Annotated in this window: 23 protein-coding genes and 1 pseudogene; 13 read left to right on the top strand and 11 right to left on the bottom strand. The window is 58.4% G+C overall.

Annotated features, from left to right (window positions below):
• Positions 1-65 precede the first annotated feature (65 nt).
• From ACR0AL_RS00120 to ACR0AL_RS00085, 8 genes are all read left to right on the top strand, one after another.
• Entirely contained in the window at positions 66-434 is a 369-nt protein-coding gene (locus tag ACR0AL_RS00120; protein WP_170349296.1) for a MerR family transcriptional regulator, read from the top strand.
• A gap of 289 nt (positions 435-723) precedes the next feature.
• Positions 724-1125 carry a MerR family transcriptional regulator gene (locus tag ACR0AL_RS00115; protein WP_170349298.1) on the top strand — a complete coding sequence of 134 codons (402 nt, stop codon included), beginning with the start codon at positions 724-726 and terminating at the stop codon, positions 1123-1125.
• Positions 1126-1171: 46 nt separating this feature from the next.
• Entirely contained in the window at positions 1172-2953 is a 1782-nt protein-coding gene (locus tag ACR0AL_RS00110) for an acyl-CoA dehydrogenase C-terminal domain-containing protein (protein WP_480661532.1), read from the top strand.
• A gap of 55 nt (positions 2954-3008) precedes the next feature.
• Positions 3009-3221, top strand: a complete 213-nt coding sequence (locus tag ACR0AL_RS00105) for a hypothetical protein (protein WP_170349301.1) — start codon at positions 3009-3011, stop codon at positions 3219-3221.
• Between the two features lie 277 nt (positions 3222-3498).
• Complete coding sequence (locus tag ACR0AL_RS00100) at positions 3499-4137, top strand: glutathione S-transferase family protein (RefSeq protein WP_170410522.1); 639 nt, start codon at positions 3499-3501, stop codon at positions 4135-4137.
• A gap of 11 nt (positions 4138-4148) precedes the next feature.
• Positions 4149-5360, top strand: a complete 1212-nt coding sequence (locus ACR0AL_RS00095) for an acetyl-CoA C-acetyltransferase (RefSeq protein WP_170549710.1) — start codon at positions 4149-4151, stop codon at positions 5358-5360.
• Positions 5360-5848, top strand: a complete 489-nt coding sequence (locus ACR0AL_RS00090; protein ID WP_480647185.1) for a cupin domain-containing protein — start codon at positions 5360-5362, stop codon at positions 5846-5848. Before ACR0AL_RS00095 ends, ACR0AL_RS00090 begins: the two co-directional genes overlap by 1 nt.
• Positions 5841-8042: a 3-hydroxyacyl-CoA dehydrogenase NAD-binding domain-containing protein gene (locus tag ACR0AL_RS00085; protein ID WP_480661530.1), complete on the top strand. Its 2202-nt coding sequence runs from the start codon at positions 5841-5843 to the stop codon at positions 8040-8042. The genes ACR0AL_RS00090 and ACR0AL_RS00085 overlap by 8 nt, the downstream gene beginning before the upstream one ends.
• Positions 8043-8108: 66 nt before the next feature.
• Here the strand turns inward: ACR0AL_RS00085 and ACR0AL_RS00080 are convergent, their stop codons facing one another.
• From ACR0AL_RS00080 to ACR0AL_RS00070, 3 genes are all read right to left on the bottom strand, one after another.
• A complete protein-coding gene (locus ACR0AL_RS00080) occupies positions 8109-8867 on the bottom strand; it encodes a Hint domain-containing protein (protein WP_254437403.1) in 759 nt (252 codons plus the stop codon).
• 173 nt (positions 8868-9040) lie between these two features.
• The gene (locus ACR0AL_RS00075) at positions 9041-9703 is read right to left on the bottom strand and encodes a sulfotransferase family 2 domain-containing protein (protein ID WP_480661528.1); all 663 of its coding nucleotides are present in this window, start codon (positions 9701-9703) and stop codon (positions 9041-9043) included.
• A complete protein-coding gene (locus ACR0AL_RS00070; protein ID WP_480661526.1) occupies positions 9700-10626 on the bottom strand; it encodes a DMT family transporter in 927 nt (308 codons plus the stop codon). The genes ACR0AL_RS00075 and ACR0AL_RS00070 overlap by 4 nt, the downstream gene beginning before the upstream one ends.
• A 150-nt stretch (positions 10627-10776) precedes the next feature.
• On the opposite strand from ACR0AL_RS00070, the gene ACR0AL_RS00065 reads away from it, so the two are divergent.
• Positions 10777-11793, top strand: a complete 1017-nt coding sequence (locus tag ACR0AL_RS00065; protein WP_480661524.1) for a hypothetical protein — start codon at positions 10777-10779, stop codon at positions 11791-11793.
• Position 11794: 1 nt separating this feature from the next.
• Here ACR0AL_RS00065 and upp read toward each other — a convergent pair whose 3' ends face one another.
• From upp to ACR0AL_RS00030, 7 genes are all read right to left on the bottom strand, one after another.
• Positions 11795-12427: a uracil phosphoribosyltransferase gene (gene upp, locus ACR0AL_RS00060; RefSeq protein ID WP_170349314.1), complete on the bottom strand. Its 633-nt coding sequence runs from the start codon at positions 12425-12427 to the stop codon at positions 11795-11797.
• Entirely contained in the window at positions 12424-13410 is a 987-nt protein-coding gene (locus tag ACR0AL_RS00055) for an adenosine deaminase (protein ID WP_480661522.1), read from the bottom strand. The genes upp and ACR0AL_RS00055 overlap by 4 nt, the downstream gene beginning before the upstream one ends.
• On the bottom strand, positions 13407-14618 hold the full coding sequence (locus tag ACR0AL_RS00050) for a phosphopentomutase (RefSeq protein WP_480661520.1): 1212 nt from the start codon (positions 14616-14618) through the stop codon (positions 13407-13409). Before ACR0AL_RS00050 ends, ACR0AL_RS00055 begins: the two co-directional genes overlap by 4 nt.
• A complete protein-coding gene (locus ACR0AL_RS00045; RefSeq protein ID WP_480662523.1) occupies positions 14615-15922 on the bottom strand; it encodes a thymidine phosphorylase in 1308 nt (435 codons plus the stop codon). The genes ACR0AL_RS00050 and ACR0AL_RS00045 overlap by 4 nt, the downstream gene beginning before the upstream one ends.
• Positions 15923-15926: 4 nt before the next feature.
• Positions 15927-16319 (bottom strand): cytidine deaminase, encoded by a 393-nt coding sequence (locus ACR0AL_RS00040; RefSeq protein WP_170349317.1) that lies wholly within the window; start codon positions 16317-16319, stop codon positions 15927-15929.
• A 104-nt stretch (positions 16320-16423) separates the two neighbouring features.
• On the bottom strand, positions 16424-17521 hold the full coding sequence (locus ACR0AL_RS00035) for a cupin domain-containing protein (protein WP_480647198.1): 1098 nt from the start codon (positions 17519-17521) through the stop codon (positions 16424-16426).
• Positions 17490-18188 carry a hypothetical protein gene (locus tag ACR0AL_RS00030; RefSeq protein WP_480661518.1) on the bottom strand — a complete coding sequence of 233 codons (699 nt, stop codon included), beginning with the start codon at positions 18186-18188 and terminating at the stop codon, positions 17490-17492. The genes ACR0AL_RS00035 and ACR0AL_RS00030 overlap by 32 nt, the downstream gene beginning before the upstream one ends.
• Before the next feature lie 180 nt (positions 18189-18368).
• On the opposite strand from ACR0AL_RS00030, the gene ACR0AL_RS00025 reads away from it, so the two are divergent.
• The 3 genes from ACR0AL_RS00025 to ACR0AL_RS00015 all read left to right on the top strand — a co-directional run bounded on the left by ACR0AL_RS00025 (position 18369) and on the right by ACR0AL_RS00015 (position 24499).
• On the top strand, positions 18369-20642 hold the full coding sequence (locus ACR0AL_RS00025) for an NADP-dependent malic enzyme (protein WP_480661516.1): 2274 nt from the start codon (positions 18369-18371) through the stop codon (positions 20640-20642).
• Positions 20643-21075: 433 nt separating this feature from the next.
• Positions 21076-22965, top strand: a complete 1890-nt coding sequence (prpE, locus tag ACR0AL_RS00020; RefSeq protein ID WP_480661514.1) for a propionate-CoA ligase PrpE — start codon at positions 21076-21078, stop codon at positions 22963-22965.
• 94 nt (positions 22966-23059) lie between these two features.
• Entirely contained in the window at positions 23060-24499 is a 1440-nt protein-coding gene (locus tag ACR0AL_RS00015) for an amidase family protein (protein WP_480647204.1), read from the top strand.
• Between the two features lie 258 nt (positions 24500-24757).
• On the opposite strand, the gene ACR0AL_RS00010 is transcribed toward ACR0AL_RS00015, so the two are convergent.
• Positions 24758-25519 carry an NAD kinase gene (locus ACR0AL_RS00010; protein WP_254438711.1) on the bottom strand — a complete coding sequence of 254 codons (762 nt, stop codon included), beginning with the start codon at positions 25517-25519 and terminating at the stop codon, positions 24758-24760.
• 168 nt (positions 25520-25687) lie between these two features.
• Here ACR0AL_RS00010 and glyA point away from each other — a divergent pair.
• Positions 25688-25994: pseudogene (gene glyA / locus ACR0AL_RS00005) on the top strand (serine hydroxymethyltransferase); the annotation flags it as partial.

Genomic DNA, 25994 nt, shown 5'->3' with positions numbered 1-25994 from the left:
AAGAGCAAGACCGCCTGTTGCGCTTGCCGCCACGACGCCCTAGTTTGCTGCTGAGGAGACAACAAATGACTGACAACCGTTTGTCATTAAACGAGATGTGCGAAGAGTTCGACGTAACCAAGCGCACTTTGCGTTATTACGAATATATCGAACTGCTGCAGCCGGAACGCGAAGGCCGCTCGCGTTATTATGGGCCGCGGGAATGCGCGCGGATGAAACTGATCATGCGTGGGCGCCTGTTTGGATTCTCGCTGGAAGAGATTCGCCAGTGGCTGCTGATCTATGAAGATCAGGGGGATCAGGCGCAAATGGCCGAGTTTATAAAACTGGCCGACCGGCAGATGCCTGAACTGCAAAAACAGCGTCAGCAACTGGACGAGGCGATGGAAGAACTGCAGCGCCTACGCGACCAGACCGCTAAATCTCTGGGTTGATCTTCGACAGGATCAACTGGCCACTTTTAACCGTTAGAACATTCTGCAAGCGCAGCGCTGCGTCAGAATTACTGTCTGACCGTTAGGCGTCAGCCCCCGCCCCACAGCTAAATTCCGTTACGTAACGTTTTCAATTGGGCGTTATCCGCACCTTGACGCGAGAGGATGCTACGTCAACTTTCATAGTGACGTAGCGTTTGCATTACGTGAACGTCATCTACGTGTTGTAACGTGCGCATCAACTGCGCAACTGACTTTGATAGACGCCAGTGACAAGAGTGCTGAAACCATGACCGAAGATCTGATGACCATCCGTGAAATGTGCGAGACATATGATGTCACGCCGCGCACTTTGCGATTTTACGAGGCCAAGGAACTTTTGTTTCCGATCCGCGAGGGCCAGAAACGTCTGTTCACCAAACGTGACCGGGCGCGCCTGAAACTGATCCTGCGCGGCAAGCGCTTTGGCTTTAGCCTGGAAGAGATCCGGCAGCTACTGGACCTGTACCATGTGGGCGACCAGCAAATGACCCAGATGACCCGTACGTTTGAAATCGCACGGGAACGTCTGGCAGATATGGAAGCCCGCCGCGAAGAGCTGACGCAAGCCATTGACGATCTGAAAGAACAGCTGCGCTGGGGCGAAAAAGTCATCGCCTCGATGAAGAACGAGAACAAAGCCGCCGAGTAACTCTGGCGGCCCAATCCCCGGACATCTGAATTTAAGGGAGCTTCAAATGCCCGTCTATAACGCGCCTACAAAAGACACTCAGTTCATTCTGCACGATGTTCTGAAAATCTCAGACTCGGATATTCCGGGGTACAGCGAATTGGAAGCCGAATTCACCGGTGCCGTTCTGGAAGAGGCCGGCAAGGTCGCAACCAACGTATTGCATCCGCTGAACGTGGTGGGTGACACTGAAGGGTGTCGGTTGGAAAATGGCATCGTGTACACGCCCACGGGCTTCAAGGACGCGTTCGAGCAGATGAAAGAAGGCGGCTGGACCGGCCTCGACATGCCCGAAGAGTATGGCGGTCAGAACATGCCCTACGTCATCGGCACGGCTGTGGGCGAGATGTTCTCGGGCGCGAACCAGGCCTTTACGATGTATCAGGGCCTGACCCATGGCGCGGCCTCGGCCATTCTGGCGCATGGCTCGGACGAGCAGAAGAACAAGTACCTGCCCAACATGGTCAGCTGCGAATGGACCGGCACCATGAACCTGACCGAACCGCATTGCGGCACCGATCTGGGCCTGATGCGCACCAAAGCAGAACCGCAGGGCGATGGCAGTTATAAGATTTCCGGCCAGAAAATCTTTATTTCGGCCGGCGATCACGACATGGCCGACAACATCATCCATCTGGTGCTGGCCAAGATTCCCGGCGGTCCCGAGGGTATCAAGGGCGTGTCGCTGTTCATCGTGCCCAAGTTCATCGTGAACGAAGACGGGTCACTGGGTGAGCGCAACGGCGTCTCGGTCGGCAAGATCGAAGAGAAGATGGGCATCCACGGCAACTCGACCTGTGTCATGAACTATGACGAGGCCACCGGCTGGTTGCTGGGCGAAGAACACAAGGGCATGCGCGCCATGTTCACCATGATGAACGAGGCGCGTTTGGGTGTCGGCATGCAGGGTCTGTCTCAGGCCGAGGCTGCGTTCCAGAACGCCTTGGAATACGCCAAGGACCGCCTGCAGGGTCGCGATGTGACCGGGGTGAAGAACCCGGACGGTCCCGCCGATCCGCTGATCGTTCATCCCGATATTCGCCGCAATCTGATGGATCAGAAAAGCTTCACCGAAGGGGCCCGCGCGTTCATCCTGTGGGGCGCGACGATGATCGACAAGGCGCACCGGTCGGGTGACAAGGACGCGGACGGGCTGATCTCGCTGTTGACGCCGGTTATCAAGGGCTTCCTGACGGATGAAGGCTACGACATGACCGTTCAGGCGCAGCAGGTCTATGGCGGCCACGGTTACATCGAAGAATGGGGTATGTCGCAATACACTCGCGACGCCCGCATCGCGATGATCTACGAAGGTGCCAATGGCGTTCAGGCGCTGGACCTGGTCGGTCGTAAGCTGGCGCAGGACAGCGGCAAGCACGTCATGGCGTTTTTCGAGATGGTCAAATCCTTCTGCAAGGAAAACGGCGGCAAGGATGAGGCTTATGATAAGGCCTTCATCGAACCGCTGAAGGCCGCGTCCAAAGACCTTCAGGCTGCCGGCATGTATTTTATGCAGGAAGGGATGAAGAACCCCAATAACGCTTTGTCCGGTTCGTACGACTTCATGCACATGTTCGGCCATGTCTGCCTGGGCCTGATGTGGGCGCAAATGGCCAAGGCGGCGCAGGACGCGCTGGATGGTGGTGCGTCGGACAAAGAGTTCTACGAGACCAAGCTCAACACTGGTCGATTCTACATGGCGCGCCGCCTGCCCGCCACGGGCATGCATCTGGCGCGCATCCAGACCGGCGCGGAAACGGTCATGGCGCTGGAGGCCGCCAACTTCTGAACATAACCCGGCCTTGGGGTCCTACCCCCGAGGCCGGACTTTCGAAAGAGAGACAATGCCAAAACGTTTTCGCCTGACCCGCCGCTTTCCGGTCGCTATGACCGAGGACAGCTATCGCAAACTGCGCGGCTTTGCGCGCGAGGCCGGGTTGGACGAAGGTGAGGCGTTATCCTTTCTGTTCGAGAATTTCAACAGTGTGATCAATGAGGACAAGCTGACCCGAAGGTTGCGCGAATTCAATTCTGAGCTTGAGGCGCGCAAGCGATGATCAAGGCGCAACAGATATTTGCTCGCGCTCAACTCGAGGTTGGGCGCCTCCGGCGGGAGTATTTTTGAAAAGATGAAAATGTGATGCGTCCCTGCCACCGGGCGCACTCACCTTCAGGACAGGGACGACTTCACCTTTTACGGTCATCGGCTCTTCAGCCTGTACCGCTCGGCCATATCAAAGGAACAAGGTTGATAAACAGTGAACGCGAAGTCTTCATCTTTTCAAAAATACTCGAATCCAACCTGACCACGCACACCACGGGAGGGGTGATCGCATGACTATCAAACTGCACTGTTTCGGCGAAAGCGGAAATTCCTACAAGGCCGCGCTGGCGCTTGAGATGTCGGGACTGGACTGGGAGCCTGTCTTTGTCGATTTCTTCAACGGCCAGACCCGCACATCCGAATACCGTGCCGACGTCAACGAGATGGGCGAAGCACCCGTTCTGATCGATGGCGATTTCCGCACCACGCAATCCGGTGCCATTCAGGCCTATGTGACCGAGAAATCTGGCAAGTTCGGCGGCAAGGATCGCGACGAGAATTACGAGATTTTCCGTTGGGTTCTGTGGGACAATCACAAGCTCAGTTCGATGGCCGGGCTAACCCGCTTTCTGATCAACTTCTTGCCTGAACAGCACCGCAACCCGGATGTTATCGCCTTTAACCAAGGGCGGTTGAAGGCGGCCTATCAAATCCTGAACGACCATTTGGACGACCGTGACTGGATCGTCGGTGATGGCGTGACCAACGCCGACATCAGCTGCTGCGGCTACCTCTATTACCCCGAACCATTCGGCTTTGACCGCGCCGATTGGCCCCATATCGATGCCTGGCTGACGCGCCTTAGCGAGCAGCCCGGTTGGAAACACCCCTATGACCTGATGCCCGGCAAACCGTCGGATCGAGCTTGAGGAGAAGACCCATGACCGAAGCTTACATTTATGATGCCCTGCGCACCCCGCGCGGCAAAGGCCGCAAGGATGGCAGCCTGCACGAGGTAACCTCAGTGCGCCTGTCCGCCCTGACCCTGAACGCGATGAAAGAGCGTAACAACCTGGAAGGTCACGCCGTCGAGGACGTGATCTGGGGCAACGTCACGCAGGTGATGGAACAGGGCGGCTGTTTAGCGCGATCGGCCGTGCTGGCCTCCGATCTGGATCAATCGATTCCCGGCTTGGCGATCAACCGTTTCTGTGCCTCGGGGATGGAAGCCGTAAATTTGGCGGCAAACCAGGTCAAAGGCGGCGCCGGCCAAGCCTATATCGCAGGCGGCGTAGAAATGATGGGCCGTGTGGCAATGGGCAGCGATGGTGCCGCGATTGCCGTTGATCCAACGTTGGCGATGGATACCTATTTTGTGCCGCAGGGTATCTCGGCCGATATTATCGCAACCGAGTATGGGTTCAGCCGTGATGACGCCGATGCGCTGGCCGTTGAATCTCAGAAACGCGCTGCGGCCGCTTGGGAAGACAACCGGTTCGAGAAATCGGTCATCACCATCAAGGATCAGAACGGCCTGACCATTCTGGACCGCGACGAGTACATGCGCCCCGGTACCGACATGCAGAGCCTTGGCGCGCTGAACCCCTCGTTCGCGATGATGGGTGAGCAGATGCCGGGCTTCGACAAGGTCGCGATGATCAAATACCCGCATCTTGAGCGGATCAATCATATCCACCACGCGGGCAACAGCTCGGGCATCGTGGATGGTGCTGCCGCCGTACTGATCGGCAACAAGGAGTTTGGTGAGAAATACGGCCTCAAGCCGCGTGCCCGCATTAAGGCAACTGCCAAGATCGGTACCGATCCGACCATCATGCTGACCGGCCCGGTTCCGGTGACCGAGAAGATTTTGGCCGACAATGGCATGCAGATTAGCGATCTGGACCTGTTCGAAGTGAACGAAGCCTTCGCTTCGGTCGTGTTGAGGTTCCAGCAGGCATTTGACGTTGACCCTGCTCTGGTTAATCCAAACGGCGGCTCAATCGCGATGGGTCACCCGCTGGGCGCGACCGGTGCAATGATCATCGGCACGTTGCTGGATGAGTTGGAGCGTCAGGACAAAGAAACCGGTCTGGCCACGCTCTGCATTGCATCCGGCATGGGTGCGGCAACCATTATCGAGCGGGTCTAATGCCCAAGCTGGACCTCTCACAGATCCCGTTCAAGGGGGGCTCGTCTTATCCCGGCAAACTGGCGCAGGCGACCGCCGGTCGTTTTGTGCAGCGTGTGGGCGATGCGGGCGGGCTGACCCAATACGGCGTTAACATAGTGCGGCTGGAACCGCAGGGCATGTCCTCACTGCGCCATTACCATATGGAGCAGGACGAGTTTGCCATCATCCTCAGTGGCAGTTGCACACTGATCGACGACGATGGCGAGCATGACTTGCAGCCAGGCGATTGCGCCGCTTGGCCTGCAGGTGAGGCCAATGGCCACCACCTTGTGAACAAAACCGATGCGCCCATGACCTTTCTGGTCGTGGGCACACGGACCCCGACCGAGACCGGCTATTACAGCGACATAGACATGATGGTGAAGGATGACGAAAACGGCTTCGCCTTCACCCGCAAGGATGGCAGCCCGCTGACGGCTGACCAGATTGGAGATGACAATGACTGATTTCACTCTGACCAAAGACGCGGACGGCGTCGCCTTCATTACCTGGGACGCTCAGGGCAAATCCATGAACGTCATGACCCGCGAGGCATTCGAACTGGTCAGCGCACTGGTCGATCAGGCGCTGGAAGATGATGAGGTCAAAGGCGTCGTTATCACAAGCGGCAAGGAAGGCTCATTTGCTGGCGGCATGGACCTGAGCACGTTGGCCACCATCCGTGAGGAAGCAGGCGATGAACCGGCGCAAGCCCTGTTCGACTTTGTCATGGGCGGCCACCACATCCTGCGCAAGCTGGAACTGGCGGGCATGGACCCCAAGACGAAAAAGGGCGGCAAACCGGTGGTCTGCGCCATCAACGGCACCTGCGCCGGGATCGGGACCGAGATCGCACTGGCCTGTCACCACCGCGTTATGACCAGCAACCCCAAGGCCAAGATCGGCCTGCCCGAGATTCTGCTGGGCATCTTCCCCGGCGGCGGCGGCACCACGCGCTTTAGCCGCATGGTTGGCGCGATGGCGTCGGCCCCTGTCCTGCTGGAAGGCAAGATGATGGACCCGGCCAAAGCCAAGGGCGCGCAGTTGATCGACGCCGTGGCTGACGATCCGGTAGCTGCCGCAAAAGAGTGGGTTCTGAACGCAAAAGACGCCGATCTGGTAAAGCCGTGGGATGCCAAGGGTTACAAGATGCCCGGCGGTGCGCCCTATCACCCTGCCGGGTTCATGACCTTCGTCGGTGCCAACGCCATGGTGAACGGCAAGACTCAGGGTGCTTTCCCGGCAGCCAAAGCATTGCTGAGTTCGATCTACGAAGGTGCACTGGTCGATTTCGACACCGCCCTGCGGATCGAGGCGCGGTGGTTCACTTCGATCCTGATGAACCCGTCATCGTCGGCAATGATCCGGTCGCTGTTCCTGAACAAAGAGGCATTGGAGAAAGGCGCGGTGCGTCCCAAGGATGTGCCCGATCAGCGCGTCAAAAAGGTCGGTGTTCTGGGCGCTGGTATGATGGGGGCTGGTATCGCACTGGTCAGCGCTCAGGCAGGTATGAAAGTGGTTCTGGTCGACCGCGATCAGGAAGCCGCTGACAAGGGCAAGGCCTATACCGAGAGCTATCTGGACAAGGGTATGAAGCGCGGCAAGGTCACGGTTGAAAAGAAAGAGGCCATGCTGGATCGCATCACCGCGACCCCGGATCTTGATCACCTGAAGGGCTGCGATCTGATCATCGAAGCTGTCTTCGAAGACCCGGGCGTGAAGGCCGAGATGACCCAGAAGGTCGAGGCGATCATCCCCGAGGATTGCATCTTTGCCTCGAACACCTCGACTCTGCCGATCACCGATCTGGCCAAAGCATCCTCGCGGCCTGAACAGTTCATCGGTATCCACTTCTTCTCACCGGTCGAGAAGATGTTCCTGGTCGAAATCATCAAGGGCAAGGAAACCGGGGATCGCGCGGTGGCCAAGGCGCTGGATTATGTGCGCCAGATCAGGAAGACACCGATCGTGGTCAACGATGCGCGCTTCTTCTATGCCAACCGGTGCATCATTCCCTACATCAACGAAGGGGTTCGGATGATCGCTGAGGGTGTAAACCCTGTGCTGATCGACAATGCCGCACGTCAGTTGGGCTTCCCGGTGGGGCCAATCCAGCTGACCGACGAGACCTCGATCGATCTGGGGGCCAAGATTGCCCGCGCGACCAGGGCGGCGATGGGCGATGTCTACCCGGAAAGCCCCTCGGACGATCTGATCTTCTGGATGGAAGAACAGGGCCGTCTGGGTCGCAAGGCAAATGCAGGCTTCTTCGACTATGACGACAAGGGTAAGCGCGTCGAATACTGGAAAGGCTTGCAAGAGAAATACCCGCATGCCGAGGATCAGCCTGACCTGATCGAAGTGCAGGAACGTCTGATGTTCGCACAAGTTCTGGAAGCGGTCCGCGCGCTGGAAGAAGGTGTTTTGGAAGACATTCGCGAAGGTGACGTGGGCGCGATCCTTGGTTGGGGCTTTGCGCCTTGGTCGGGTGGTCCGCTCAGCTGGTTGGACATCATCGGCACGCCGTACGCGGCCGAGCGCTGTGATCAGTTGGCCGAGGCCTATGGCGAACGTTTCGCCTGCCCACCGCTGCTGCGTGAGATGGCTGAGAAAGGCCAATCCTTCTACGGCCGCTTCAACCCCGAAGCAAAAGCCGCCTAAAGAAAAACGCTGGCGCATGCCCCCATGCGCCAGCGTTACTTTGCAGTCTCAGATACAGCTTCCCTGTCAGATCATCATGACGGGCCGTCCCGGGCGCCCAGGACGACGTGCGCCTCTGGCCGGTCTGGTCGGTACAATCGGGTGATCAAAAATCGGTGCAGGCAGCGAGCCCAGTGAATTGGCCAGAACGGCAATATCGCGGCGTCTTCCGGTCAGATAGATCAAATCCGCAGCGGCCTCGGCCGAGACAACCTTATATGACGCCCTACCAGGGACATTACGTGATCCAAAACGCCCCGAGGGGCAGAAGGCCCGGAAGCCGCCCTCGATATAGATCACCTCATCCTGATCGAAGAACAGGGTGCTGATATCGAAACAGGACGCAGGCACATTCGAAGTGATGCGAAACATGCCGCTCAGCAACCTTGCCGAAACAACAGGCAGGCTGACCGGCAGCGCGATCGGATCATGGTCCAGCTTGGTGTTATCCAACGCCACGCCCTGTTCCGGCATCAGCCAGACCGGCCGACCATTATAGGCCGCATGTGAAGGTATGCGCACCGGCATGCTATCGGCATTGGTTTCATCGGGCGGCACCGTAATGCAATCCGTCGCAATGCGATTTATCGCCTTGAAACCATTGTCCAATGTACGAATGAGGTCTCCAACCTGAAGCTCTTCTACCAGCTTCCATCCACCTTTGGTTGCAACCTTGGTTCCATGTACCAGACCGCCCCGGCGTGCGTTCAACGCGGCCTGCGGTTCAGCGGTGCCCTGGTACTCAGAACGCTCTGCAAAATCAATGACACTCTCTACTTTCAACAAGAACCGAACCCACTCTTTACTCACTACAACTACGTTCGATGATTAACACAGGATTAAGTAGGATGACTTATTTTTGACATATTACGGCCAGATTTGGGCCATTTCGGGGTCGATATACGACCTACACCCAAACAACACCGCGAAAATTAACAAAATTGGGCTCGAATTGGAAACTATGCGCGGCCAATTGCATCAAATGCATAGCCGAATCTAGCGATGTCTTCAGCACAGGCCTCGGCCACAGCATTGGCGGTCTGATCCGAATAATACTCGCGGTAATCTTCCAATCGCTCGGATCGATTGAGCCTGGGTAAGCTTAGGTGAAAACCCAAATGGTCGAACAATGGGGCCGCGTCCTGATCGAAGTATTCCAGCCGAATGTAGAACCGGCATTGTTCGACTCCATCCGCACGGGTCATATAGTGCCGCGCCGGGTTCCGCCGGAATGACTGCGTCGTATCGGGGTGCAAGACAAACTGGTCAAAAGTCAGAGCCTTTGCCAGCGAAACCGCCGGGTGGTCAAAGCCTTGCGCGCGCAGCCAGTGAAAATAGCTGACGATCCGATCCCACGGGTTGCGCACCATGGTGAAAGTGGTCAGAGCCTGCAATTCAGGGACCGACAGAACTCCGTCAATATCGGTCAGGGTCGAATGTTTCCATAACCGTCCCCTGCCCTTCAGCGCCTTGGCCCGATTGCGGCGCCTCACAGCTTTGGGCGTATCCCCAATCAGGATGTCATCCTTCATCGCCCGTGCCTCCAGCGCCTGCGCCAAAGACGTGCCGCCGGTTTTGGGAATATGAACGAACACATAGCCGCGCCCGCGCGAGATGATCACGCTGCCTCTCCCACCGCGGCCGCGCGCTTTGAGCGCCAGCCCAGCAACGCACCCGCTGCCGCGATCAAGCCAATCCCCAAAATTTGCATGACACCAATCGTCTGATTCAGTGCCACCCAGGCGAATAGCGGGCCGAAAATCATCACCGAATATTCGAACACAGCTACATAAGAGGTCTCGCCGATCTGATAGGACTTGATCAACATGAAGACTGCAATGGTTGAGCCGACCGCCTGTATGACGACCCAGATCAACGCGGGTTGCATCTGCCAGACCATGCCGCGTGTCACGAACCCGTCGGGGAAGGAATGTGGCACGACCGAGAACACAGCCAACCCAATCGCCCCAGCAAGCCCAAGCGTGATAATCATGGCCGCCAACAGGGCGACTGTGCTTTCCTGTGCGCAGTGGCTGCGTGTGACGAGGGAACTGAGGGCATAAAATAACCCTCCGGCCACTGGTAGCAGCGTCTTGGCGTCAAACTCATAAGGGTTGAGTTGCAATACGCACAAGGTCCCCGAGAACCCGATCACAACTGCCAGAATGCGCCAGGGGCCGATCCTTTGCCCCATTGCCAGTGCCGAGATCAACATCACAAAAATTGGGGATGTGAACAGGCCCGCCAGTGCCTGCGCAATCGGCATCAGCGCCAGTGAGGCAAAATAGAACAGCATAGCCAGTGTAATTAGAACACTGCGCAGAATAACTGGCCCCAACCGCCGCGGGCGCAAGCTGCCCATTCCCAACAAAGACAGGACGACGATCAGAGGCAGCATCATCAGGGCGCGGATCAGGTGGAACTGCCACAGGCCGATCGTTTCGGCCAATAAGATCACCACGTTGTCGATGACCCCAAGGATCGCCATGGCGCTGATCATCAGGACCGAGGCCAATATCGGTGAGGTCTGAGTATCTGCCTGCATTTTGCACCCCAGTAGCAAAGTGGTGCGTGACACTCTGATCTGCCGCGCGTCGCGATATACAGCACAATTACAAATCGGCGCGCAACAGGTTTGCGCCTTTGGATTTTACCATGCTAAGCTGAAACAAAATAAGTACGAGCATTCCTCACCTTGAAGACAGCACTTAAACAGTACCAGCGGATCGAAGCGACCGGTCTGTGGCGTCCCTCGCCCGATGTGCAGCGGCGCGAGGTGGTGGTGTCGATTGGTGAGGCCACGCTGACGATCTCGGACTTCAACGAACAGGCGCTGACTCATTGGTCCCTGGCCGCGTTGGTGCGCCAGAACCCCGGCGATTTTCCGGCCCTGTTCAACCCCGACGGTGACCCGGACGAAACGCTGGAGCTGGAGGAAACTGAGACCACGATGATCGAGGCCATCGACCGCCTGCAGCGCGCCATCGACCGGGCGCGACCGCATCCCGGCCGGTTGCGTTGGCTCAGTGTTGCGGGTGTGGTGGCCGCCGTTGCCGCGCTGTTGCTGCTGTGGATGCCGGCTGCGCTGCAAAACCATGTCGTCTCGGTTGTGCCTGACATCAAACGCGCGGATATCGGGAATACCATCCTGCAGCGGATCGAGCGGGTCTCGGGGCGGGCCTGTACGTCCGAAGATGCGCAGGCAGCGCTTGATCAGTTGGCCGCGCGCACCGGCGTTCGGAAAATCGTCATTCTGCCCGCAGGCGTGCAGACAAGCCTTAGCCTGCCGGGTGGGATCGTTTTGCTGAACCGGGCGCTGGTCGAAGATCACGAGGACCCATCGGTCGCAGCTGGCTACGTCATCGCCGAACGTGCCCGCACGCAAGCGCAGGACCCGTTGGATGATCTGCTGGACAGCACCGGCGCCACAACGGCTTTCCGCTTGTTGACGACCGGAGAGCTGACGCCGGCGAATATCGACGCTTACACCGAACAGGTTCTGTCCGAACCGCGCCCGTCCCTGCCCGAGGATGATCTGTTAGAAGTGTTCGCCCAGGCCGCGCTACCGTCGACACCATACGCCTATGCCGTGGATGTCACGGGTGAGACGGTTCTGGGCCTGATCGAGGCCGACCCGATGGCGGGCCGCCCCTTGCAACAGGTACTGCCGGACCGCGATTGGGTCCGGTTGCAAAATATCTGCGGAGAATAGCTTACTTGGTGCCAAACATCCGGTCACCCGCATCGCCGAGACCAGGCATGATATAGCCTTTTGAATTCAATTCCCGATCCAATGCCGCGGTGACGATTTTGACATCCGGGTGGGCTTCTTTCATGCGCTCCACGCCTTCGGGTGCGGCCAGCAGGCACAGAAACCGGATATCGGTGGCCCCGGCCTCTTTCAGCAGATCAATCGCTGCGGCCGAGCTGTTGCCGGTAGCCAGCATCGGGTCAACGGCGATGACCAGACGGTCCTTCAGCCCTTCGGGGGCTTTGAAGTAGTACTGTACCGGTTTCAGCGTTTCCTCATCCCGGTAGAGACCAACAAACCCAACGCGGGCCGAGGGAATCAATTCCAACACCCCGTCCAGCATCCCGTTCCCGGCGCGCAGGATCGACACCAGCGCCAGTTTCTTGCCGGCCAGAATGGGGGCGTCCATCTCCTCCATCGGGGTTTCGATGTGGCGTGTGGTCAACTTCAGCTCGCGCGTGACCTCATAGGCCAGCAGCAATGTGATCTCACGCAGCAATTGGCGGAACACGGCAGTGGACGTGCCCTTGTCCCGCATGAGCGTCAGTTTGTGCTGCACCAGCGGATGGTCAACGACGGTCAGGTGTTCGCTCATGATCTCTCCAGTCTTTTCTTGACCCGCGCGCGGGTGTCATCATCGCAAAAGGCAGCCGCAAGGGCCGTGTCGTTCAGGGCGGCAAAGTCCTCGGCCTCCCAACCGAAGGCTTTGCCCAGCATCTCATATTCACGCCGCATGGTGGTATGGAAAAACGGCGGGTCATCGGTGGAAACGGTGACTTTGACGCCTGCATCGCGCAGTTTCGCAATCGGGTGGACGTCGAAATTGGGAAACAAGCCCAGAACCACATTTGATCCGGGGCAAACCTCGAGCGTGATTTCACGGTCGACCAACTCGCGGATCAGGTCCGGGTCTTCGATGGCACGGACACCGTGACCGATCCGTTCCACCCCCAGATCGCGGATCGCATCGCGCACGCTTTTGGGACCGCCGAACTCTCCGGCGTGGGTGGTCAGGCGCAACCCGGCCTCGCGCGCGCAGTCAAAGGCCCATTTGTAATCGCTCTGCGTGCCAATAGACTCATTACCGCCCATGCCGAAACCCGTAATCCAATCTCCGGCGGTTTCTGCAGCGCAATGGGCGCTGATCTTGGCCTGCTCCGGCCCAAAATGGCGGACACAGGTGACGACGCCACGCAAGGTGATGTCGAACTTGCGCTCAGCCTCGTCCGCCGCGTCCTGAATAGCACTCAGGTAATCGCGCCAAGCATCCAAATCCCCGCCACCGCAGAAATCAGGACTTAGGAAGGTTTCGGAATACACTACACCATTCGCCGCACTTTCTTCGAGGATCGCGAGGGTGAGACGGCGGAAATCCTCGGGGGTTTTCAATACTTCGCAAGCGGCCTCATAGACGCTGAGAAAATGGGCGAAATCGCGGAAGTCATAGCTACCGTCCGGTTTGAAAATTCCGCTCAGGTCAATGCGCTTTTCATGCGCCAACTGGCGGATAAAGGCGGGCGGGGCCGCGCCTTCGTGATGCAGGTGTAGCTCGATCTTTGGCAAGTCTGCGACGGTCATAGAAAACTCTTCCCTGGCCCCTGTGCCGGAATATTCAGGTGGTGTGCGATGCTGGCGGCGACGTCGGCGAAATTGATCGCACCAATCTGGCCTGCACCTTGCTCTGCGATCAGAACAGGCACTTGTTCGCGTGTGTGGTCCGTGCCGATCCAACTGGGATCGTTACCGTGGTCAGCGGTTAGCAGCATTAGATCGCCCGGGCGCAGCTTTTGCAGGATCACACCAATCTCACGGTCGAACCATTCAAGCGCGCGGGCATACCCGCTGATGTCGCGACGGTGGCCATAGAGGCTGTCGAACTCGACGAAATTGGCGAAAGTCAGGCTGCCCTCTTCGGCGTCATCAACCAGATCGGACAAATGCCCCATCAACTCGGCATCCGAGCCCTTATGTAAAGTGTCGATCCCCTGCATCGAGAAAATATCACCTATCTTACCCACCGCATGCACGCGCCGACCGGCATCTTGTGCCCAGTTGGTCAGAACCGGCGCGGGTGGTAGGATGGCGAAATCCTTGCGGTTAGTGGTGCGGGTGAACCCGTCTTCTGGCGATCCGACGAAGGGTCGCGCGATAACGCGACCCACCTTCATTTCATGCAGACGTGGGGCCAACGCTTTACACATGCCTAACAAGCGGTCGAGACCAAAGCTTTCCTCGTGCGCCGCGATTTGAAACACGCTGTCGGCCGAGGTGTAGCAGATCGGCCAACCGGTCCGCATATGCTCGGCCCCCAGTTCGGCGATAATCGCCGTGCCAGATGCATGACAATCACCTAGAATGCCGCCGGTTCCGGCGGCCACGGCGGCGGCACGCGCTAAATCAGACGGGAATGACGGCGTTGTATCCGGGAAATAGTGCCAATCCCACGGCACCGGCAACCCGGCCAGCTCCCAATGACCCGAGGGCGTATCCTTACCCAGAGAATGTTCACGTGCGCAGCCCCATAGACCTGCGGGAGTGACCTGCAATCCGGGCGTTTCTGCACCCGAGGCTAGGCGCGTCGCGGCCCCCAAGCCCAGCGCATCCAGATTGGGCAGGTGCAATGGCCCTGTGCGACCGTCTTCTGCCCGTCCGTCAGCACAGGCCTGAGTTATATGGGCCAGCGTGTTGGCCCCGGTATCGGGGGTTTCTCCGTTAAAAAAGCGGTCCGCATCCGGCGCGCCGCCGATGCCCACCGAGTCCATCACCACCAGAAAGGCACGGGTCACGGCCTGATCCTTTCATGCACAAGCGTTGGGGTCATGGCGGTGTCTTTGCCCATCGTGATGGCCCGCAGGACCGTGTCGGCCGCCTGTCGTGCCGCGTCTTCGCGGGCTGCGTGGATCACGGCCAAGGGGGTGCCTTTGTCGACCTTGTCCCCCAGACGAACAATGCCCGACAAGCCAACCGCGGGGTCGATGACGTCGTCTTCGACCTGCCGCCCACCACCCAAGGCGACCACGGCGAGGCCCAACGCCTCACCGTCGATTGCCGCAATGTAGCCCGCATCCGGTGCCGGAACTTCAAGGATCACGCTTGCTTCGGGCAGGTAGCGTGACCAGTTGTCTACAAACTGTAGCGGCCCGCCCACGGCGGCCATCATACGGCCGAACCGTTCCGCCGCACGGCCATCGCGGATCACACCAGTGATCTTGTCGCGCCCCTCATCGGCGGTTGAAAACATACCTGCATCGGCCAGCAAAACCCCGCCCAGTTCCGCCGAAATTTCAGCCAATGGAGCGTAATGGTCGTGGGTCAGGACATTCATCACCTCGGCCACCTCCAACGCATTGCCCAGCGCCGGAGCCAAAGGTTGGTGCATGTCCGTAATCACCGCCGACGTCCGGCACCCTGCTGCATTTGCAGTTTCCGTCAGGGCCTTTGCCAGCTTGCGGGCGTCTTCCAGCGTTTTCATGAACGCGCCGCTGCCCACCTTGACGTCCAACACCAAAGCTTCGGGGCTCGCCGCCAGTTTCTTGGACAAGATCGACGCGGTGATCAGGTCCAGGCTTTCCACCGTCGCCGTTACGTCGCGGATCGCATAAAGCCGCTTGTCAGCAGGCGCGATCTGCCCGGTCGCGCCGACAATGGCCGCACCGGTATCGCGCAGGATCTGGGTCAGACGATCCTGCCCGATCTGGGTACTGACGCCCGGAATGGCCTCAAGCTTGTCCAGCGTACCGCCGGTATGACCCAACCCACGGCCTGAGATCATCGGGACAAAAGCCCCCAATTCGGCCAGCGCTGGGGCCAGCACCAAACTGACGCTGTCGCCGACCCCTCCGGTCGAGTGTTTGTCGATTACCGGGCCATCGAAATCCCAGCTTAGAACGTCTCCGCTGTCCCGCATCGCCACCGTCAGATCGGCGCGGCCCTGCGCGCCCAGCCCACCCATGCAGACGGCCATGGCAAAGGCCCCGGCCTGCGCGTCGCTAACACCACCGTCGGCAAGGCCCTGCGCGAACCAGGTCAGTTCCTCCGCGCTGGGCACTTGTTCGCGGCGCAACTTGGCAATGATCGAACGGGCGTCCATAGCCTCAGACATCCGCCATGTGCGAGGCGTCAAATGCACCCGGCAGAAGGTCACCGATGGTGGTTTCCAGTTCGGCGCCATCGACGCTGGCCAAGGTCACCTTGACGTCACGCTTGCCGAACTCGGCCAGTTTCTGTCGGCACCCCCCACAGGGCGGTACCGGCTGCGGCGAGGAGGCAACCACGTAGACTTCGGTCAATTCCTGTTCGCCTGCCGCGACCATAGCAGCGATGGCACCAGCCTCGGCGCAGGTGCCTTCGGGATAGGCTACGTTTTCGACGTTACAGCCTGCAAATACCTGGCCCGACGCTGCTCGGATCGCTGCGCCAACCTTGAAATTGGAATAGGGCGCATAGGCTTTTTCCCGGACAGACAGTGCTGCATCTTTCAAAGTCATGGCGATTCCCCAATTTTTGATCATCTGGTCAGAAAGTCATACCCTAAATGAAACCGACCGGGGAGTTGAAGCCCCGGACAGCAGATTCCTGGGCCAAAATACTCTTAGTCCAGCGTTGTGTTGAACGTACCGGGCAAGGTGACCTCAAGCAGTTCAATATCCTCGGACGGGTCGGACAGACGTGTGCGCATGCCGGGTGGGATGACAAAGGCGTCGCCCTGCTCCAGCCGATATGGATTACGGCCTTCGCCCTCCAACGTGACCTCGCCCCCCATGACAAAGGTAAAATGGATATCGGTGTTGTGTGCAGCCCAAACCGGATCACCCTGCCCCTTGCGCACGACCTGCACCCCGGCAACGCCTTTGGTGTTCTCGGCAATCGTTGTGTCGCGGCAGATAAAACCCGGCAGGCGGAACGGGGCCCATTCGGCCCCTTCGGCCTGATTGAAGACAAACCGTTGACCCTGCCATTCCCGGTCAGGGCGGTAATGGGGCGTGGGCAGGTCCATTTCATGATCAATTTCGGTGACGTGTTCTGCGGGGACACCAATTTCGATCACCTGCACATTGTCCGAGGCCTCAAGCACGCGGTGGCGGATTTCAGGCGGCTGGATAAAGCAATCGCCCGCGGTCAGGCGCATCTTGTCGCCTTGATCCTCATAAACCACATCCACCCATCCGTGGATGCAGAAAATCAGCTGAAAACCGACCTTGTGAAAATGCACCATGTCCGGCACTGGCCCGCCGTCAGGAATGCGGATATGGCTGGCGATGATCGATCCGCCCAACCGGTCTGGCACCAAATCACGGTAGTGCATTCCGGCCCGCCCGATGATCCACGGGGCCTGATCCTTGAGCCTGCGCACCACGAAAGAATGCACCGTTTCCGGCATGACCATTGGCGGGTTCAACTCATCAATCTCGATCCGTGTGCCGTTCGGGGCCACCAGATTGCGCTGGCCACCTGCAAATTCATCCGGGTTGTCTGTCAGGATGCGCAACGTGCCGGGGGACTCGGGCGCGTCTTTTTCGATCCGCACACGCAGGCCGTGGCCGGAAAACACGGCGGTGCGCGGATCGTCGGCGGGATAGATCATGTCCATCCGCATCCCCAGAACCTTTGTATAAAACGGGATGTCGTTGCGCAGTTCCTGCGTGGGCAGGCGGATTTCAGCGCATGTCCGAGTTTGGGATTTGCTCATCTGATGTTCCATCGGGTTTGGATTTTGGCCATCCGATCAGAACGGCGGCCAAAATGCCAATCGAAAAGAACATCTCCAGCGTTTCTTCCAGCACGAATAGGCGAGTTGCCATGATGGTCGTCATCTGGTCACCCAAGGCGCTGCTGACCTCTTCCAGGCCCTGCGCCACGACGGCACACATACCCGCCAGAAAGAATACCAGCAGAAATGGCGCCCGTTCTTTTAGTGCCCGCCACCCATTTGGAACCCCATGCCAGACGACCCCGCCCAGCACGATAACCACCAGAATTACACGCACAATCGTCATATCCAGAAGAACATCCATCCCGTGCAGAATGAAGTACGGAACACTGTCTACGGCATAAATATCAGCCTCAAGCTCTCGTTCCGCCAACAGCAGCAGAACCACGCCGATGTATAACCGGCTGATCCCGCGATACCGTACCAATGCGGCGATACCAGCCACCAGCAATGCCGCGGCCGAACCCGTTTCGATCAGACCGCCTTCCTGGTTGAATGCCTCGGCCTGCATCGGCCAAACTGAAATCGCACACAATACCAACACGGCCAGAACAAGGGCCGCGCGAAACGCGAAATGTTCAGTTCCAAACTTGCCGGTATTCAGCGATAGGGTCTTATCAACCTCGCCGTTTTCTTTAGATCGCATGCTGTTATTCTTGGTCCAGAAGGGGGTGTGTTCGAAAGTCGCGGGAGTTTAAGTCTTTTGCCACGGAAAGCAACCACAGCGACAAAACGGCCTTGTTTGCCGAATTAAGTTGCACAACGTAGCCAAGCAGAAAAAAATAGTTTAAGGCTAAATCATATTTGAAAACGGAGCTGAGACGCCATGTCCGACACACCCAGCCTGCGGCAGGCCGCGCTTGATTACCATGCCTATCCAAAGCCCGGAAAGTTGGAGATCAAGGCGACAAAACCCATGGCAAACGGCCGTGATCTGGCCCGCGCGTATTCCCCTGGCGTGGCCGAGGCCTGCCTTGAGATTAAGGCTGACGCGGCTGAGGCCGAACACTATACGGCACGCGGCAATCTGGTGGCGGTCGTCTCGAACGGGACAGCGGTTCTGGGGTTGGGCAATATCGGCGCGCTGGCATCCAAGCCGGTGATGGAAGGCAAGGCCGTTCTGTTCAAGAAATTCGCCGGGATCGACTGTTTTGATATTGAGGTCGATCAGCCCGACCCTGAAAAGCTGGCCGATATCGTTTGCGCGCTGGAACCGACCTTTGGCGCCATCAATCTGGAAGACATCAAGGCACCCGATTGCTTTACCGTCGAGAAGCTGTGCCGTGAGCGGATGAACATTCCGGTCTTTCACGACGATCAGCACGGCACCGCCATCGTGGTAGGCGCCGCAGCCAGAAACGCCCTGCACGTTTCAGGGAAGAAATTCGAGGACATCAAGGTTGTTTCGACCGGCGGCGGAGCCGCAGGGATCGCGTGCCTTAGCATGCTGGTCAAACTGGGCGTAAAGCGCGAGAACATCTGGCTGTGTGACATTCATGGGCTGGTCTATGAGGGCCGCCCCGAAGATATGAATCCGCATAAGGATCAATTCGCGCAAAAATCCGACCTGCGCACTCTGGACGACGTGATCGGTGACGCCGACCTGTTCCTAGGCCTCAGCGGCCCCAACGTCCTAAAACCGGAAATGGTCGGAAAAATGGCCAAGCGCCCGATCATTTTCGCATTGGCGAACCCGACACCGGAAATCTTGCCACAAGCCGCGCGCGAGGTGGCCCCGGATGCCATCATCGCCACCGGGCGCAGTGACTTTCCCAATCAGGTCAACAATGTTCTGTGTTTCCCATTCATCTTCCGCGGTGCCTTGGATGTAGGCGCGACCGAGATCAATGACGAGATGCAAATTGCCTGCGTAGAGGGTATCGCGGAAATGGCCCGCGCTACCACCAGCGCCGAAGCCGCCGCAGCTTACAAGGGTGAGCAACTGACATTCGGGCCGGATTACCTGATCCCGAAGCCCTTTGACCCCCGCCTTGTTGGTGTGGTCTCTTCGGCCGTTGCCAAAGCCGCAATGGAAAGCGGTGTGGCCAAGCGCCCGATCGCCGATCTCGAGGCGTACAAAGAGCGCCTGAACCAATCCGTGTTCAAATCCGCCTTGCTGATGCGCCCGGTTTTTGAGGCCGCATCGGTCGCCTCGCGCCGGATCGTCTTTGCCGAGGGCGAGGACGAGCGGGTGCTGCGCGCGGCCCAGGCCATTCTTGAGGAAACCACCGAAACCCCGATCCTGATTGGCCGCCCCGAAGTGATCGAGACCCGTTGTGAACGGCTGGGGCTGGCGGTACGTCCGGGTCAAGACTTTCAGATCGTCAACCCACATGACGACCCGCGCTATTACGACTATTGGTCCTCGTACCACCAGATCATGCAACGCCGCGGCGTCACCCCAGATCAGGCCAAGGCGATCATGCGCACCAACAACACGGCCATCGGGGCCATCATGGTGCATCGCGACGAAGCCGACAGCATGATCTGCGGCACGTTCGGCGAATTCCGCTGGCATTTGAACTACGTGGAGCAGGTTCTCAACGATGGCGACTTGCGCCCCCATGGCGCCCTGTCGCTGATGATCCTGGAAGATGGCCCCCTGTTCATCGCAGACACCCATGTGCGGCAACTGCCCACCCCTGAAGAACTGGCCGAGACCACAATAGGCGCGGCCCGCCATGTGCGCCGTTTCGGAATCGAGCCCAAGATCGCCTTCTGCTCACAATCGCAATTCGGCAATCAGGCCGAAGGGTCCGGCAGGCGACTGCGCGATGCCATTGCGATCCTGGACAGCGAACCCCGCGATTTCATCTATGAGGGCGAGATGAACCTGGACACCGCTTTGGATCCGGAACTGCGCGACCGGATCTTCCCGAACTCACGTCTGGAAGGTGCCGCAAACGTGTTGATATTTGCTCATGCGGATGCGGCCAGTGGCGTGCGCAATATTCTGAAGATGAAAGCCGACGGGCTTGAGGTCGGGCCGATTCTGATGGGCATGGGGAACAAGGCACATATCGTGACCCCGTCCATCACCGCGCGTGGATTACTGAACATGGCCGCGATTGGCGGCACTCCGGTCACGCATTACGGCTAGTTCGCCCCCGGTCGAACTGTAGAACAGGACAAAAGAGCTCTGTCATTGCTACGCGGTGCACAGGAAACGTTATGCTATTGCGACCAGTGTTGCAGATGCCATCGCGTCGCTTGATGCTGTGTCGCCGTGTCTTTTATACTAGGTACTTGCCAGAGACGGCCCAAGGGGCACGACCCTATGCCCCGTCAAAACGCCAGCCAAGTTGATTCCTGCGTAGCGCATGATTTGCATGGTAGAGTTTGCACATTTGCAAAACCGCTGCGCGCCTGCCAACAAACCTTTCAAAAGCACGCATTTTGCAAAAATTTGCATAGCAATTTGACCGAAGTTGCAAATATTTTTGCGATAAACTGACGCGCCATCTGCTGCACGGCTTGCCCGGTTTGCTAAGGATGCCTAACACATTCCAAAAGCTGTGTTGGAGGAGGGCGCCATGGCCTATCAGGACGTATATGAAAGCTGGAAGAACGACCCAGAAGGGTTCTGGATGGAGGCCGCTAAGGGGATCGATTGGGTTCAACCACCGACCAAGGCTCTGTTTGACGACAACGCGCCGCTTTATGAATGGTTCTGCGATGCCAAGGTCAACACATGCTGGAATGCGGTGGACCGCCATGTCGAAAGTGGCCGAGGCGAGCAAACGGCCATCATCTATGACAGTCCCATCACCCACACCAAGCGCGAGATTTCATATGTCGAGCTGCGCAACCGCGTGGCCACGTTGGCAGGGGCATTGCGGGCGAAGGGTATCGAAAAAGGCGACCGGGTCATCATCTACATGCCGATGATCCCCGAAGCGCTTGAGGCGATGCTGGCCTGCGCCCGTTTGGGGGCCGTGCATTCAGTGGTGTTCGGCGGCTTTGCCAGCAACGAGCTGGCGGTTCGGATCGATGACTCCAGGCCCAAGGCAATCATCGCCGCGTCCTGCGGGATGGAGCCGGGCCGCGTGGTTCACTACAAACCGTTGCTGGACGGTGCTATCGACATGGCCAGCCACAAACCCGATTTCTGCGTGATCTTCCAGCGTGAGCAGGAAGTAGCGCAACTGATCGAGGGGCGTGACTTTAACTGGCATGGCTTCCAATACGGGGTCGAACCTGCGGAATGTGTGCCTGTGGATGGCAACGATCCGGCCTATATCCTCTATACCTCGGGCACTACCGGCGCACCCAAGGGTGTGGTGCGCCCCACCGCCGGTCATTTGGTGGCACTGAACTGGACGATGAAGAACATCTATGACGTCGACCCCGGAGACGTCTTTTGGGCGGCGTCGGATGTGGGTTGGGTCGTGGGGCACTCCTATATCTGCTATGCCCCGCTGATCCATGGCAACACCACGATTGTATTCGAAGGCAAACCTGTCGGCACCCCCGATGCGGGCACCTTCTGGCGGGTGATTTCCGAACACAAGGTCAAAAGCTTCTTCACCGCCCCTACCGCCATTCGCGCTGTCAAGCGCGAGGATCCCTCGGGTGAGTTGATCGCAAAATACGACCTGTCCAACCTGCGCGCCTTGTTTCTGGCCGGTGAACGCGCCGACCCCGATACGATCGAGTGGGCACAGGACGCGCTGAAAGTGCCGGTGATCGACCACTGGTGGCAAACCGAAACTGGCTGGACTATTGCCGGAAACCCGCTGGGGATCGAAGAATTGCCGGTCAAGCTAGGGTCTCCCGCCAAGCCGATGCCGGGTTATGACGTGCAGATTCTGGACGAAGGTGGCCATCCGATGAAGCCCGGCGAACTGGGTGCGATTGCTGTGAAGCTGCCGCTACCCCCGGGTACGCTACCAACCCTGTGGAATGCGAAAGAGCGGTTCAAAAGCTCGTACCTCAACCAATTCCCCGGCTACTATGAAACCGGCGATGCGGGCATGATTGATGAGGAAGGATACCTCTACATCATGGCGCGCACCGATGACGTGATTAACGTGGCCGGTCACCGCCTGTCTACTGGCGGGATGGAAGAGGTTCTGGCCGCCCACCCTGACGTCGCCGAATGCGCAGTGATCGGTGTTTCAGATCAACTCAAGGGTCAGATGCCAGTAGGCTTCTTGTGTCTCAACGCGGGTTGCGATCGCGACCACGGCGAGGTGGTGCAGGATGTGGTCAAGCTGGTGCGCGAAAAGATCGGCCCGGTGGCTGCATTTAAACAAGCCGTTGTGGTGGATCGCCTGCCCAAGACCCGATCCGGAAAAATTCTGCGCGGGACTATGGTGTCGATTGCCGACAGCAAGGAATTCAAAATGCCCGCAACTATCGATGATCCGGCCATTCTGGACGAAATCACCGTGGCTTTGAAATCCATCGGCTTTGCGCAGTAGACAAGCCTCGGGCGGCCTTTGGTCGCCCGCTGCACGGCTTTCCCTTGCAACCGGACACAAGGCCCCTACTGTCTGCTCAAGACAGTGAGGCCCCATGACACATACAGACATCTGGCGTCTGACCGCCACCGACCTGACCGCCCTGACCCGCAGTGGGGATCTGAGCGCCGAGGACGCGGTGCAAAGCTCCGTTGACAGAATGCATCAGGCCAACCCCGGCCTGAACGCAGTGGTCGAGGACTTGAGCGCCGAGGCGTTGGAGCGCGCACGCGCCCTTGATCAGAAGCGGACACAGGGCGCACAAACCGGTCCGCTGCACGGGGTGCCAGTCACAATAAAAATCAATGTCGATCAAAAAGGCCATGCCACCTCAAATGGCGTTGTGGCCTTGAAAGACGTGATTGCGCCTGATGATGCGCCGATTGTCCGTAACCTGCAAAACGCCGGGGCGGTGGTGATCGGGCGCACCAACACGCCCGAGTTCTCGTTTCGCGCTGACACAGACAACCCGCTGCATGGGCGCACGCAGAACCCCTGGGGTCGGCACATCTCGCCCGGCGGCTCGTCAGGGGGCGCAGGGGCTGCCGTAATGGCCGGGATCGGGGCGTTGGCGCATGGCAACGACATTGGCGGCAGCTTGCGGTTTCCAGCCGCCGCCAACGGTGCAGTTACCGTAAAGCCCGGCCTGGGCCGCGTGCCTGCCTGGAACCCAAGCCAACAAACCGAGCGCGGATTATTGGCGCAATCCATGTCAGTACAAGGGCTGATCACTCGCTCTGCTGCCGACCTTCACCTGTCGATGCCCAGCCTGATTGCAGCAGACCCGCGTGATCCGTTTCACGTCCCGATGCCTTGGCGCGGTGCGCCGATGGATGGCCCTATCAAGGTAGCCTTCACCAAAGACACCTTTGGCTATGCGCTGCATCCCGAGGTCGACAGGGCCCTTGACACCGCGCGCGATGCGCTGAATGACGCGGGCTATCAGGTGGAAGAGGTCTCGCCGCCGGACGTATTCGACTGCGGCCGAACCGGGTACCGTGCGCTGATGGGCGAAGTTTTGACCCTTTTGAAAAGCGATATCGAGGCCGCCGGATCTGAAACCATACGTAATATCTTTGACGTTTATTTTCAGGAGTTTCCGCCCATTCTCGGCACCGAACTGCTGCAAGTAATGGCAAAACGCAGCCACTATGCGCGGGAATGGTCGTTGTTCATGCAGGATTACCCTTTGGTCCTGTCACCCTTCCTGCCGCAGCCCTTCTTCAAACCTGACCGGGACACCGAAGGGCCAGAAGGCGTGCATGAGGTTCTGGGTTGTGCGGTCTATTCCTACGCAATGAACTTCCTGGGGCTTCCTGCCGCTAGTGTGCCCGCGCGTCTGGCCGAATTGCCGCAAGGGCCGCAACCGATCAATATCCAGATCGCTGCGCGTCAGTGGCGCGAGGACATGGCAGTTGACGCCGCCGCCGCGATCGAAGCGCGCGTGGGTCATATGTGCCTGCCGCTATGGCAAAATATGGAAGAGCGCACTTGAATACGCTCAATCACAAAAATAGACCCCGGGTTCTTGTACCCGAGGTCCGCTTGCTTAAATAAGCCCGGAAATCTGACAACGAGCGTAGCACCACCTACCCTCGCCGGCGCGAAAACTGCGCAATCATTCGAAAACGCCGTCTGGTGGCCACTCACTCCCACCTTGGCGTGTTCTCCGGGCAAGTTAAGATTACCAAAGGGTGAGTCAAACGCCTGTGAACTGGATCACACAAGTTCGAAAAAGTTCACTTTTGAGAGATCAGGTGAACTGCTCCGAGATCAAACGCTCTTCTAATCCGTGCCCGGGATCGAAAAGAATACGGTGTTGGATCGTGGGTTCCGAGCGAATCTCAACCCAGTCTATATCCGGAAAGGAAACAGAATCCGCGTCAGCCATGACTGGACGTTTATCCGCGTCCAGCACGTCGAAACGAACCTTCGCGATCTTGGGCAACAGGGCCCCACGCCAACGGCGTGGACGGAACGCGGCAATCGCCGTCAAGGCCAGAACATCCGACCCAATAGGCAATATCGGCCCGTGCGCCGAATAGTTGTAAGCCGTTGATCCGGCGGGCGTAGATAGCAAGGCCCCATCGCAGACCAACTCATCCATCCGCACCCGACCATCGACACTGATCTTCAACCGCGCGGCCTGCGGACCGGCCCGCAGCAGCGATACCTCGTTGATCGCAAGCGCTTCGTGCATTTTGCCGGATTGATCCATGGCCTTCATCGCCAGCGGATTGATCACCTCTTCTTCAGCCGCGGCCAAACGGTCCAACAAGTCGTCCTTGTGGAATTCATTCATCAAGAACCCGATGGTGCCGCGATTCATGCCATAAACGGGCGTGTCCAGATGCTGCATGTTGTGCAGCGTGTGCAACATGAATCCATCGCCCCCCAACGCGACCACTACATCCGCATCTCGGGGCGCTGCATTGCCATACCGTTTCACAAGGCTTTCCCGTGCAGATTGCGCCACTTTGACGTCGCTTGCGAGAAAGGCGATTCTCTTTGTCATCTTTTCCGGTTTCCGGTGTTGTACATTTGGTTCCGAAACAAACATACCTTTCCCCAATAGGCCAGACTTGACGCCGTAGCGGGCCAAATCGTCGCTTTACAGCTTTTGCATATGAATCGTTTCCGATAGGAAATCCGCAAGATTCTTACCCAGCCCTGTGGAGCCCCCATGAACGCTAATCTTCGTGATACCGGTTTTTTCACCCAATCCCTATCCGACCGTGACCCTGAGCTTTTTGGTTCGATCACATCTGAGCTGGGCCGCCAGCGCGATGAGATCGAGCTGATTGCGTCCGAGAACATCGTCTCTGCCGCCGTGATGGAGGCGCAGGGCTCGGTGATGACCAACAAATACGCCGAAGGCTATCCCGGGCGGCGCTACTATGGCGGCTGCCAATTCGTTGATATCGCTGAAAACCTGGCCATCGACCGCGCCAAGCAGCTGTTCGGCTGCGACTTCGCCAACGTGCAGCCGA

The organism is Ruegeria sp. BB1, assembly GCF_056539465.1.
Note: the sequence above shows the minus strand (reverse complement) of the source record. Positions and strands in the feature narration are given on the sequence as shown.